This window comes from Shinella sp. GW835-FHT14H05, from assembly GCF_058793575.1.
Map to the genome: position 1 here is coordinate 120,502 of NZ_JBXAFY010000009.1, position 12,016 is coordinate 132,517.

The window sequence follows — 12,016 nt, forward strand, 5'->3', positions numbered from 1 at the left end:
ACGATCAAAAAAGTTGCAATTTGCTAACCTCTTCCAATCCACCTATTTTCCCCTTATACCGCGCGACGCACGCGCCGGCATTCCGGCTTTACCCTCGCATACCACCCGCATTCGTTGGCGGGACTGGATAGGAGATTTTTTGATGTCTGCACCCGTTTCCCTCACTTTTCCCGATGGTTCCGTCCGCGACTATCCCGCGGGCTCGACCGGGCGTGATGTTGCCGAGGCGATTTCCAAGTCGCTCGCCAAGAAGGCGATTGCGATTGCGCTCGATGGCGAGCTGCGCGATCTCTCCGAGACCGTTTCGAACGGCAGGATCGAGATCGTCACCCGCGAGGACGATCGCGCGCTGGAGCTGATCCGCCATGATGCCGCCCATGTGATGGCGGAGGCGGTGCAGGAGCTTTGGCCGGGCACGCAGGTGACCATCGGTCCGGTCATCGACAACGGCTTCTATTACGACTTTGCCAAGGACGAGCCTTTCACGCCGGACGATCTGCCGAAGATCGAAAAGCGCATGAAGGAGATTATCCAGCGCAACAAGCCGTTCACCCGGGAAGTGTGGTCGCGCGACAAGGCCAAGGACGTCTTTGCCGCCAAGGGCGAGAAGTACAAGGTCGAGCTGGTCGATGCGATCCCCGAGGGGCAGGACCTCAAGATCTATTACCAGGGCGACTGGTTCGACCTGTGTCGCGGTCCGCACATGGCCGCGACCGGCCAGATCGGCACGGCCTTCAAGCTGATGAAGGTCGCGGGCGCCTATTGGCGCGGCGACAGCAACAATCCGATGCTGACGCGCATCTACGGCACCGCCTGGCGCACGCAGGAGGAGCTCGACAGCTACCTGCACATCCTCGCCGAAGCGGAAAAGCGCGACCATCGCCGGCTCGGCCGCGAAATGGACCTGTTCCACTTCCAGGAGGAAGGGCCGGGCGTCGTCTTCTGGCACGGCAAGGGCTGGCGCATGTTCCAGACGCTCGTCGCCTATATGCGCCGTCGTCTCGCCGGGACCTATGAAGAAGTGAACGCGCCGCAGGTGCTCGACAAGTCGCTCTGGGAAACGTCCGGCCACTGGGGCTGGTATCGCGACAACATGTTCAAGGTGACCGTTGCCGGCGACGAGACCGACGACGAGCGCGTCTTCGCGCTGAAGCCGATGAACTGCCCCGGCCATGTGCAGATCTTCAAGCATGGCTTGAAGTCTTATCGCGAACTGCCTGTTCGCCTTGCGGAATTCGGCAATGTGCATCGCTATGAGCCCTCGGGCGCGCTGCACGGGCTGATGCGCGTGCGCGGCTTCACGCAGGACGACGCCCACGTCTTCTGCACCGACGAGCAGATGGCGGCGGAATGCCTGCGCATCAACGACCTCATCCTCTCCGTCTACAAGGACTTTGGGTTCGAGGAGGTCACGATCAAGCTCTCCACGCGTCCGGAAAAGCGCGTCGGCTCCGACGACTTGTGGGATCGTGCCGAGGGCGTGATGAAGCAGGTGCTGGACACGATCCAGCAGCAGTCGAACAACATCAAGACCGGCATCCTGCCGGGCGAGGGTGCGTTCTACGGGCCGAAGTTCGAATATACGCTGAAGGACGCCATCGGCCGCGAATGGCAGTGCGGCACCACGCAGGTCGACTTCAACCTGCCGGAACGGTTCGGCGCCTTCTATATCGACCAGAACTCCGACAAGAAGCAGCCGGTGATGATCCACCGCGCCATCTGCGGCTCGATGGAGCGCTTCCTCGGCATTCTCATCGAGAACTTTGCCGGCCACATGCCGCTGTGGATCGCGCCGATGCAGGTGGTGGTCGCGACCATCACCTCGGATGCCGACGACTATGGCCGCGAGGTGGCGGACCTGCTGCGCGAGGCGGGCCTGACGGTCGAGACCGACTTCCGCAACGAGAAGATCAACTACAAGGTCCGCGAGCACTCGGTCAGCAAGGTCCCGGTCATCGTGGTCTGCGGCAAGCGGGAGGCGGAGGAACGCTCCGTCAACATCCGCCGGCTTGGTTCGCAGAACCAGACGGCGATGTCGCTCGACGAGGCGATCGCTGCGCTGACGCTCGAAGCCATGGCCCCAGATCTGAAGCGCAAGCTCGGCAAGGCGTGAGCGTTTACGCCGATTGTCGGAAAACTGTAATGATCCCGTGCTAGCTAGTGCGGGATTATCTTTTTGGGGAATACCGTGCGGTTCAAGGAACTCTCCTACGCCAACGAAAACGATCCGCGCCTCAAACGATGGTTCATCCGCTCCATGGAAGGTCTCGCCGGTCGTAACCGCTACGCCCGGCTCTATGACATCTGGCGCAAATCCATCGTCGGGCACAGCGCGCGGGTCTTCGGCGACATGCTGGAACTCATCAATGTGCGGCTGCGCGTGCAGGGCTCCTGGCCGCCGCCGGACCTGCCGCAAGGCCCCGTCGTCATCGTCGCCAACCACCCGTTCGGCATCGGCGACGGCATCGCAGTGCTGGCGCTCGCCGAACAGCTCGGCCGGCCGTTCAAGGTGATGATCCACAACGATCTGCTCAAAGTGCCGGAAATGCAGCCCTATGCGCTGCCGGTTTCCTTCGAGGAAACCAAGGAGGCGCTTGCGCTCAACATGAAGACGCGGGCGGAAGCCGTGCGGCTCCTGAAGGAGGGCACCACGGTGATCGTGTTTCCGGCGGGCGGTGTGGCGACGGCGAAGAAGGTTTTCGGCCGCGCGGAAGACCTGCCGTGGAAGATGTTTCCGGCAAAGCTCATCCAGTCGGCGCAGGCAAACGTCATCCCCGTCTTCTTCGAGGGGCAGAACGGCCGGCTCTTCCACCTGGCGAGCAAGGTCTCGATGACACTGCGCCTGTCGCTCCTGATCCGCGAGTTCCAGAAACTCTCCGGCTCGACGATCGCCGCGCGCATCGGCGGCGTCATTCCCTGGGCGGAGCTCGATGCGGGCGACCGCAAGAACATCATGGCGCGGCTCTACGAAGCCGTCTTCGCGATGGCGCCGCTGCCGAAGCCAAAACCCTTCATGCGGCGGGCTGGTTAGTCCACAACATCTTCAGCGGCGGCCTTCTGCTCGTTGGCGTTTTCATCGAGCAGCACTTCCACATCGGTATTGACGCCGGCCTTCACCGCGAAATCGCGCTGGTAGATGCGGTTCTTGTTGCGGGCGACGGCGATGTAGCTGCCTTCCGCCAGAACCAGCGTCGGGAAGGCGCCCACACTTTCGCTGACCGTGTCGCCCGAAGAGGTGAGGATTGACCAGGCCGTGTCGGCGATCGCCTCGCCGCCGGGTTCGGAGACGAGTTTCAGCGTCAGTTTCGCAGCACGGTGCTGGATCGTCGCGCGCGTCAGCTTGCCGGCCTCCACCTGGATGTCCGCGCGGATCACGGCATTGACCGTGCCGTAGTCGGAGACGACGTGGTAGGTGCCGGCGTTGAGCCGCACCACGGAATTCGGCTTCACCTCGGCGACGACGAGGTTGCGCTCGCCATCCTCGCGGACTTCGGCGGCGAAGATGGAGAAGCTCAATTCCTTCGGCGGAATGCGCACGTCGGAGCCGGAGACGGCATTCAGCATGATGCCGCCGGCATCGAGCACCATGACCTGCTTGTCGACATCGCCGTCCGTGGGCACCAGCAGCTTCTTCGTCGCGCCGGCGCGGCCGAAGGCGACGTTGACGAAATATTCGCCGGGCACCAGCTGGAACGCGGCCGAGCCGCCCTCGGACGTGGCGAGCAGCGGCAGCTTGCCGTCGGCGCCCGGGATGGGCGAGAAGACGCGCCAGGTGAGGCCATGCTGCATGGGGCTGCCGTCCTTGGTCAGCAGCGCCTCGCAGGTCACGTCACGCAGGTTGTCCGGCGTTGCCTCGCCGGTGACGATCGGGTTGAACGAGGTGAGCTTGCCGCTCTTCAGCGGCGTGCCGATCTGGGAGAAACTGTCCAGCGCTTCCTGCGCGCGAGCCGGTGCGAACGACGAGAGAAGGGTCACGATTGCGACGCTCACGGCAATGCCGAAATGGGGGGCGGAATGGGGCGGCATGCGCATGGGGACGGTTGACTTCCTGACTGTAAGGCTCCACTTGAAGACCCGGCTAATGGCATTTTCAAGGCCGCATCCGCGGGCCAAGATATTGGAACTCCCTCCCGATGAAAACCGAAATCAAGCTGATCGATTATCTTTCGACCCGCCGGTCGATCCCTGCCTTCCAGATGGGCGAACCCGGCCCCTCGAAGGGCGAAGTGGAGGCGATGCTGACGCTCGCCTCGCGCGTGCCGGACCACGGCAAGCTCGCCCCCTGGCGCTTCATCGTCTATCGCGGCGAGGAGCGCCGGCGCATCAGCGAGGCGCTCGCCAAGATCGCGATCGGCGACAAGCCGGAGCTTTCCGAGGAGATGGTGAAGGTGGAAAACACGCGGCTGACCCGCGCGCCGGTCGTCGTTGCCGTCGTCAGCCGTGCCGCACCGCATTTCAAGATCCCGGAATGGGAGCAGCTCATGTCGGCGGGCGCCGTCTGCCTCAACCTGGTGATGTCGGCCAACGCGCATGGTTTCTCCTCGAACTGGCTGACCGAGTGGTATGCCTACGACCCGCGCGCCTATGCGATCCTCGGCGTCAACGAGGGCGAGAAGATCGCCGGCTTCATCCATATCGGCACGCCGACCGTACCGCCGACCGAACGGCCGCGGCCGGAACTGGCCGAGATCGTCACATGGGTGGGCGATGACACCTGACGCGCTGTTCTACGAGACGGCGGACAACGCCCACGGCCTGAAGCACGATCCCTTCAAGGCGATCGTTGCGCCGCGGCCGATTGGCTGGATCGGCACCAAGGCGGCGGATGGGCGGCTGAACCTCTCGCCCTATTCGTTCTTCAACGCGGTCAGCGACCGGCCGAAGCTCGTCATGTTCTCGTCGAGCGGCCACAAGGACAGCGTGACGAATATCGAAGGGACCGGCGTCTTCACCTGCTCGCTGGCAAGCCGGCATCTGGCCGAAGAGATGAATGCGAGCTCTGTTGCCGTTCCTTACGGCGTCGATGAATTCGACATCGCCAAGCTCACGCCGGTCACCGGCCGTCTCGTCGATGCGCCCTATGTCGGCGAGGCCTATGCGGCGCTCGAATGCCGCGCGACGCAGATCCTGCGGCCTGTCGATCTCGACGGGCGGGAATCGGACAACTGGGTGGTGTTCGGCCAGGTCGTCGGCATCCACATCAGCCCGGAAATCCTGCGCGACGGCAGGATCGACATGGCGGTTGCACGTCCGCTCGGCCGGATGGGCTATATGGACTATTGCGACGGCGGGGCGGATGTCTTCGCCATGGGGCGGCCGAAGGTCGGGTGAGGGTGGATCCTCGGGTCAAGCCCGAGGATGACGGGGGAGAGGTGGTGCCCTGTATCCGGGGAGCGCCGCGGCGCGGGGTAGTGCGTCTATCGATATACCCGACGCCCTTGATGAATCCCGCGCGACCGTGCTGTTTTGCCCGCTGTTCCCCCGCAATGCCGTCGTCCTCGCATGACGGTGCTGTTCGCCGGCCGTTCCCACACACTCCGTCATCCTCGGGCTTGACCCGAGGATCCACGGCCACCTGCGTACACTGTTTGGATGATGGCCATCTGTGCCGGGTCGCTTGTGAGCCGGCCGAAGAAGCCATCGGCCCGTGAGCGTTCGCAATCCGTCGCGAAAAGCTCTCCAGCGAGGTCCGAGGCCGAATCGTAGGCTGGGATGCCGGCGGCTGCGGCGGTGAGCAGGACGGCGGCGCGGGCTGCGGCGAAGGCGGTGGTCCATTCGTCGCTTTCGGTTCGGGTCGGTTCTACGGCGAGGGTTTTTACAAGGCCCCTCTGGTCCCAAACCAGACCGGCTAGCCGTGTGGTTTTGCCGGAAAAGCCTTGCGGCGACATGGGTGCCGGCAGGATGCCGTCGGTGATCGCGAGAATCGGGGCGCTGCCTTCGGCGAGGTTTTCCTCCGCTTCGGCTGCGGACAACAGGACGGCCAGCCGTTGGATGTCGGCACCCGTACGGCAGCCGGTGAGGGCGATGCCGGTGGCACCGCCTGCAATGGCTTGGCGAAGCGTTTCGAGGCTGGCGTCGGGGTGCACGACGACAAAACGACTCTCGATGCCTGAGTCGCCAATGCAGACCAGTGCGCCGCGTCCTGTGGGGGGCGGGGCGGTCTCAAGCAGGGCGTGGGGCAGCTTTTCCATGGCTTTTCATAAGGCTTTGCGGCCGGGTATGGCAACGACCATCCGGTTAACGGATATGGTGAACCAATCTTAAACACTTTGCCGCTAGCGTGTTTTCCGTAGCAGTTGTGGTGCAGGCGTTTGGGGCGTCCATTGATCGTTCATGCTTTCCTCCGTTGGGTCGAGACAGCCCGGGCCGCCGACAGGGCGAAGGCGGCCAGTGTGTTGGCGCGGGCTTACGCACGGTCGCGGATCTGTGCAGACGATCGCCGCGCCGCCGAGATGGCGATGATCTTCCTGCTCGACGATCCGGCGCCGAAAGTGCGGCTTGCACTGGCCGAAGCCTTGGCCGACTGCGAGGATGCGCCGCGCGCCGTGATCCTGCCGCTGGCGGAAGACCAGCCGGAAATCGCCGCCCATATCATTCTATGTTCGTCGCTGCTGACGGATGCCGATCTCGTCGATCTGGCCGCCAAGGGCAATGACGTGACGCGCATGCTGATCGCCAACCGCTCCTTCGTCTCGCGCGCCGTTTCGGCAGCGCTTGCGGAGATCGGCGAGGTGCCGGACGTGCTGGCCCTTTTGGAAAACGAAGGCGCGGTGGTTTCGCGGCGCAGCCTGACACGCATCGCCGACCGTCTCGGTGACGATGCGGAAATCCGCGCGCTGCTGCTCGACCGCGAGGACCTGCCGAGCGATGCGCGCCATGCGCTGGTCGAGAAGATCGGCACGGCGCTGGCCGGCTTCGGGCTCATCCAGGCCGCCGTCGGCACCGGCCGCGTCGAGCGCATCACGCGCGAAGCCTGCGACGTGGCGACGATCGGCATGGTGGGCGAGGTGGCCGCGGCCGAAATGCCGGCCCTGGTCGAGCACCTGCGCCTGACGGGGCGGCTGACGCCCGTCTTCCTCATGCATGCGCTCTGCACCGGCCGCGTCGAATTCTTCGCCTCGGCGATTACCAATCTTTCGGGGCAGGCGGAGCGGCGCGTCCGCTCCATCCTGTCGGATGGTCGCGAGGCGGCGGTGCGGGCGCTTTATGAAACGGCCGGGCTCGGCCGGGATATCAGCGCGCTCTTCGCCGAGGCGACCATGCTCTGGCGCCGCGAGGCGAAGGGCGAGGATGACGGGCTTTCGGTGTCCGAGCACCTGCTGTCGCGTGCGCGGGCGGCGGGCAATGCCTCCTGCCAGTCCATGCTGGAACTGGTCGAGCGGCTGGCAATCGCCGAGCAACGCCAGACGGCGCGCAGCTACGCGCTCATTGCGGCGCGCGAAGCGGCCTGATCAGTCCGCGAAGCGTTTTACGACCCAGGAATAACCGTCCTCCGCATAGCGCACCGGCGTTGTGACGGCGCTTTTCAGCGCGGCCTTGTCGGGGATGGCCTTTTTGACGAAATTCAGCGTGCGGGCGGCGAGGCCCTGCTTGGCCTCTGCGGTCTCGGCCGGTGTGGGCACTTCGGCCGTGGTCGCGGTTTCGGCGGGCTTGGCCTCGGGCGTCGGCTTTGCCACATCCGCGGTCATGCGGTCGCCGGAGCTTTCGCAGACGGCGACGATCACCGGATAGTTCTTGTCCTGGTGGCGGTTGATATAGGTCTCGGCCTGCGCGTCGCAGAGCGCCACGGTCTGCCAGCTCTTGCCGACCGTATCGATATAGTGGCACTGGGTCGCGCTGTCGTCGCAGCCCATGATCGTCATGACGATGAGCGCAGCTTTCATGGCCGTCCTTTCCGCCTTCGTTGCTGCCGGTTAGAGGCAGGCATTGCCGCGAAAATAAGGCGGCAATGCCTCAGATATCGAGGTTGTCGGCGAAGACCGCGCGCTCCTGGATGAAGCGGAAGCGGGCTTCCGGCTTGGTGCCCATCAGGTCGTCCACGGCGGTGCGGGTGCCTTCGAAGTCGACGTCGTCGATCGCGACCTTGAGCAGCGTGCGCTTCTTCGGGTCCATCGTTGTTTCCTTGAGCTGCGCCGGCAGCATCTCGCCGAGACCCTTGAATCGGCCGATTTCCACCTTGCCGTGGCCGTTGAACTCGGTGCGCATCAGCTCCTCGCGGTGCGGGTCGTCGCGGGCATAGAGTGTCTTGCCGCCCTGGCTGAGGCGGTAGAGCGGCGGCACGGCGAGGAAGAGGTGGCCGCCGCGCACGAGATCCGGCATCTCCTGATAGAAGAAGGTGATCAGCAGCGAGGCGATGTGCGCGCCGTCGACGTCGGCATCGGTCATGACGATGACGCGCTCGTAGCGCAGGTCCTCTTCGCGATATTTCGTGCGCGTGCCGCAGCCGAGCGCCTGCACCAGATCGGAGATCTGCTGGTTGGCGCCGAGCTTTTCACGGCCGGCGCTGGCGACGTTGAGGATTTTGCCGCGCAAGGGAAGGATGGCCTGGTTGGCGCGGTTGCGCGCCTGCTTGGCGGAGCCGCCGGCCGAATCGCCCTCGACGATGAAGAGTTCGGCGCCCTCGGCGGAATTCTGCGAGCAGTCGGCCAGTTTTCCCGGCAGGCGCAGCTTGCGCACCGCGGTCTTGCGGCTGACTTCCTTTTCCTTGCGGCGGCGCATGCGCTCTTCCGCGCGCTCGATCACCCATTCGAGCAGCTTGGCCGCTTCGCCCGGATTGTCGGCGAGGTAGTGGTCGAAGGGGTCGCGCAATGCGTTTTCAACGATGCGCTGGGCCTCGACGCTCGCGAGCTTGTCCTTCGTCTGCCCGACGAATTCCGGCTCGCGGATGAAGACGGACAGCATGCCGACCGCGGAAATCATCACATCGTCCGTGGTGATGTCCTTGGCGCGCTTGTTCTGCGTCAGGTCGGCATAGGCCTTGAGGCCCTTGGTGAGCGCGATGCGCAGTCCCGCCTCATGCGTGCCGCCGTCGGCCGTCGGGATGGTGTTGCAATAGGAGTGGATCAGCGAATCGCCGCCGTACCAAGTTACCGCCCATTCGAGCGAACCGTGACCGCCGGACTTTTCGCTTTTGCCGGCGAAGATTTCACGGGTGACGGTGTAGTCTTTGCCGAGCGTCGCCTGGAGATAATCCTTCAGGCCGCCGGGGAAATGGAAGACCGCCTTTTCCGGCGTTTCCGAACCTTCCAGCAGCAGCGACGGGTCGCAGCTCCAGCGGATTTCAACGCCGCCGAAGAGGTAGGCCTTGGAGCGGGCCATGCGGAAGACGCGGCCGGGATCGAAACGGGCGTGGGCACCAAAAATTTCCGGGTCGGGGTGGAAGCGTACCTTGGTGCCGCGGCGGTTGTGCACATCGCCGAGCTCTTCCAGGCCGCCGACCGGCTTGCCGCGCGAAAAGCGCTGGCGGTAGAGCTTCTTGTTGCGGGCGACCTCGACTTCGAGATGGTCGGACAGCGCGTTGACGACGGAAACGCCGACGCCGTGCAGACCGCCCGAGGTCTCGTAGGCCTTGCCGTCGAACTTGCCGCCGGCATGCAGCACGGTGAGGATGACTTCGAGCGTCGATTTTCCCGGCATCTGGGGATGGTTTTCCACCGGGATGCCGCGGCCGTTGTCGGTGACGGTCAGGTAGCCCTCGGCGTCGAGGTTGACGTCGATGAAGTTGGCGTGGCCGGCGACCGCTTCGTCCATCGAGTTGTCGATGACTTCGGCGAAGAGGTGGTGCAGCGCCTTCTCGTCCGTGCCGCCGATATACATGCCTGGCCGCATGCGCACGGGCTCCAGGCCCTCCAGCACGCGGATCGCCGAGGCATCATAGCCGCCGGAGCCCTCGCTGATGGGCTGGACGGCGCGCGCCTCGCGCGGCGGCGCGGCAGCCGGCTTTTCCGCCGGTGCGGGCGACGCGGCGGCGGGTTGAGGGGGAACGTTGGCGAAAAGGTCGTTGCTGTCGTCTTGCATGGGCCGTTCAGATTTTGTTCCGTTTGCCATTTTCTCCCGCCGATCCGGGAAGATCGGGGTTTGGCACAAATGAGGTCGCGGGCGAATCACTCGCGACTCTGCCAGATTCCGTGGGTTTTCGCGATGCCGGGCCGCGCCAACCGCTGGGCGAGGATTGCGTTGCGCGCAGGCGGATGGCAAGTATCGCCAGCCCCAGGGAACGACAGTTCATGCCTCAGTCCACAGTTCATTGCCTTCGCCGGCTGGTTTTCGCCGCGGTTTTCACCGCGCTTGCGGTTCAGGATGCGGCGGCGCTGACGCTGAACCCCTGGAAGGACGAGCTTTTCCGCTATGGCACGGTGATCGAGACGTCCGACGACGGCGCGCTCAGCGTCGTCGATTACCAGGAAATGCGCGATATCAACGGGCGCGACCAGGTGCCGGAGCGCCGGGCGAAATCGGCCTATGTCTCGACGGCGGTGAAGAAGGCGCAGAAGAATACGACGCTCGACACGCCGGCCGGGCCGATCGACGTGGCGATGACCGGCAAGGGCGAGGGGGCGGCCTTCACCGTCATCTTCATCCACGGTCGCGGCGGCGACCGGCGGCTCGGCAACAACGACTGGAATTTTGGCGGCAATTTCAACCGGCTGAAAAACCTCGCGGTGCGGGGTGGCGGGGTCTATTACGCGGCGAGCGTGCCCTCCTTCGACGACAAGGGGGCCGCGCGCATTTCCGGCCTCATCCTCACCGCCAAGGCGCTCTCGCCGGATGCGCCGGTCATCCTCGCCTGCGCCTCGATGGGCAGTTTCATCTGCGCCCGCGTCGCGCGCGATCCGGTGGCGGTGAAAAGCCTCTCGGGCATGGTGCTGATGGGCGGGGCGGCGGATGGCGATTATGCCAAGACCGCGGCCTTCAAGGCGAAGCTTCCGGTCTTCTTCACCCATGGCGACAGCGACAGCGTCTACCAGGCGAACGACCAGATCGCCGTCTTCCGCAAGCTCAGGAAGGCGGGCATCCCGGCGCGCTTCGTGCTGTTCCAGACCGGCGGCCACGGCACGCCGGTGCGCATGACCGATTGGCGCGAAACGCTCAACTGGCTGTTTGCGCAGTAGGCTTCGATTTGCTACGCCGCAAGCCAACAATCTTTAAGGACAGGGAGGCCTCATGACACCGGACGTAACCCCGCTCGTTGCCGGGAACTGGAAGATGAACGGCACGCGCGCGTCGCTCGACCAGATCAAGGCGATGGCCGAAGGCGTGAAGGGACCGCTTTCCGAAAAGGTCGAGACGCTGATCTGCCCGCCGGCAACGCTGCTGTATGTGGCGACGGCGCTTTGCGACGATAGCCCGCTGCTTATCGGCGCGCAGGATTGCCATGAAAAGGCTTCTGGCGCGCATACCGGCGATGTTTCCGCCGAAATGATCGCCGACTGCTTCGGCAGCCACGTCATCGTCGGCCATTCCGAGCGCCGCACGGACCACAAGGAAAGCGACGCGCTGGTGCGCGCCAAGGCCGAGATTGCGCATGCAAACGACCTCGTCGCCATCGTCTGCATCGGCGAGACCGGCGACGAGCGCAAATCCGGCAAAACGCTGGACGTGCTGAAGACGCAGCTTGCCGGCTCCGTGCCGGATGGTGCGACGGCGGAAAACACCGTGATCGCCTACGAGCCCGTCTGGGCGATTGGCACCGGGCTGACGCCGACGGCGGCCGACGTCGAGGAGGCGCATGCCTTCATGCGCGCGGAACTCACGGCGCGTTTTGCCGGCGAGGGCGCCACGATGCGCATTCTCTATGGCGGTTCGGTGAAGCCGGGCAATGCCAAGGAACTGATGGGTGTGACCAATGTCGATGGTGCGCTGATCGGCGGCGCGAGCTTGAAATCCGACGACTTCCTTGCCATCTACCGGGCATACGAAGAGCTCACGGCCTGAGGCGCCAATGGCCTGCCCGCAAAAGGGCGGGCGGATTGGCCGGTAAGGGCTTGGAATGGTGCGCGGCTTGGTATATTGAGCC

11 protein-coding genes are annotated in these 12,016 nt (G+C 64.6%); 7 read left to right on the top strand and 4 right to left on the bottom strand.

The window, feature by feature from the left end; translation table 11 throughout:
• Positions 1 to 142: 142 nt before the first annotated feature.
• Both thrS and AC1Q6Z_RS24090 read left to right on the top strand, forming a co-directional pair.
• The gene (gene thrS / locus AC1Q6Z_RS24085; protein WP_492649555.1) at positions 143 to 2,113 is read left to right on the top strand and encodes a threonine--tRNA ligase; all 1,971 of its coding nucleotides are present in this window, start codon (positions 143 to 145) and stop codon (positions 2,111 to 2,113) included.
• Positions 2,114 to 2,188: 75 nt separating this feature from the next.
• Positions 2,189 to 3,031: a lysophospholipid acyltransferase family protein gene (locus AC1Q6Z_RS24090; RefSeq protein ID WP_256115826.1), complete on the top strand. Its 843-nt coding sequence runs from the start codon at positions 2,189 to 2,191 to the stop codon at positions 3,029 to 3,031.
• Here the strand turns inward: AC1Q6Z_RS24090 and AC1Q6Z_RS24095 are convergent.
• Entirely contained in the window at positions 3,028 to 4,032 is a 1,005-nt protein-coding gene (locus AC1Q6Z_RS24095) for an RgsD C-terminal domain-containing protein (protein WP_492649556.1), read from the bottom strand. The genes AC1Q6Z_RS24090 and AC1Q6Z_RS24095 overlap by 4 nt on opposite strands.
• Before the next feature lie 101 nt (positions 4,033 to 4,133).
• Here AC1Q6Z_RS24095 and AC1Q6Z_RS24100 point away from each other — a divergent pair, with 101 nt between their 5' ends.
• Positions 4,134 to 4,718, top strand: coding sequence for a nitroreductase family protein (locus tag AC1Q6Z_RS24100; RefSeq protein WP_492649557.1), 585 nt, complete (start codon positions 4,134 to 4,136; stop codon positions 4,716 to 4,718).
• 4 nt (positions 4,719 to 4,722) lie between these two features.
• Complete coding sequence (locus AC1Q6Z_RS24105; protein WP_492649631.1) at positions 4,723 to 5,331, top strand: flavin reductase family protein; 609 nt, start codon at positions 4,723 to 4,725, stop codon at positions 5,329 to 5,331.
• A 209-nt stretch (positions 5,332 to 5,540) separates the two neighbouring features.
• Here AC1Q6Z_RS24105 and AC1Q6Z_RS24110 read toward each other — a convergent pair whose 3' ends face one another.
• A complete protein-coding gene (locus AC1Q6Z_RS24110; protein WP_492649558.1) occupies positions 5,541 to 6,191 on the bottom strand; it encodes a hypothetical protein in 651 nt (216 codons plus the stop codon).
• A gap of 132 nt (positions 6,192 to 6,323) precedes the next feature.
• On the opposite strand from AC1Q6Z_RS24110, the gene AC1Q6Z_RS24115 reads away from it, so the two are divergent.
• Positions 6,324 to 7,451, top strand: a complete 1,128-nt coding sequence (locus AC1Q6Z_RS24115; protein WP_256115830.1) for a DUF2336 domain-containing protein — start codon at positions 6,324 to 6,326, stop codon at positions 7,449 to 7,451.
• On the opposite strand, the gene AC1Q6Z_RS24120 is transcribed toward AC1Q6Z_RS24115, so the two are convergent.
• Positions 7,452 to 7,883 carry a hypothetical protein gene (locus tag AC1Q6Z_RS24120; protein WP_492649559.1) on the bottom strand — a complete coding sequence of 144 codons (432 nt, stop codon included), beginning with the start codon at positions 7,881 to 7,883 and terminating at the stop codon, positions 7,452 to 7,454. It abuts the gene before it with no gap.
• 70 nt (positions 7,884 to 7,953) lie between these two features.
• Positions 7,954 to 10,017 carry a DNA topoisomerase IV subunit B gene (gene parE / locus AC1Q6Z_RS24125; protein ID WP_492649560.1) on the bottom strand — a complete coding sequence of 688 codons (2,064 nt, stop codon included), beginning with the start codon at positions 10,015 to 10,017 and terminating at the stop codon, positions 7,954 to 7,956.
• A gap of 209 nt (positions 10,018 to 10,226) precedes the next feature.
• Between parE and AC1Q6Z_RS24130 the strand changes: the two genes are divergently transcribed.
• The gene (locus AC1Q6Z_RS24130) at positions 10,227 to 11,111 is read left to right on the top strand and encodes an alpha/beta hydrolase (protein ID WP_492649561.1); all 885 of its coding nucleotides are present in this window, start codon (positions 10,227 to 10,229) and stop codon (positions 11,109 to 11,111) included.
• A 52-nt stretch (positions 11,112 to 11,163) separates the two neighbouring features.
• Positions 11,164 to 11,934: a triose-phosphate isomerase gene (gene tpiA / locus AC1Q6Z_RS24135; RefSeq protein WP_492649562.1), complete on the top strand. Its 771-nt coding sequence runs from the start codon at positions 11,164 to 11,166 to the stop codon at positions 11,932 to 11,934.
• Positions 11,935 to 12,016: the final 82 nt, after the last annotated feature.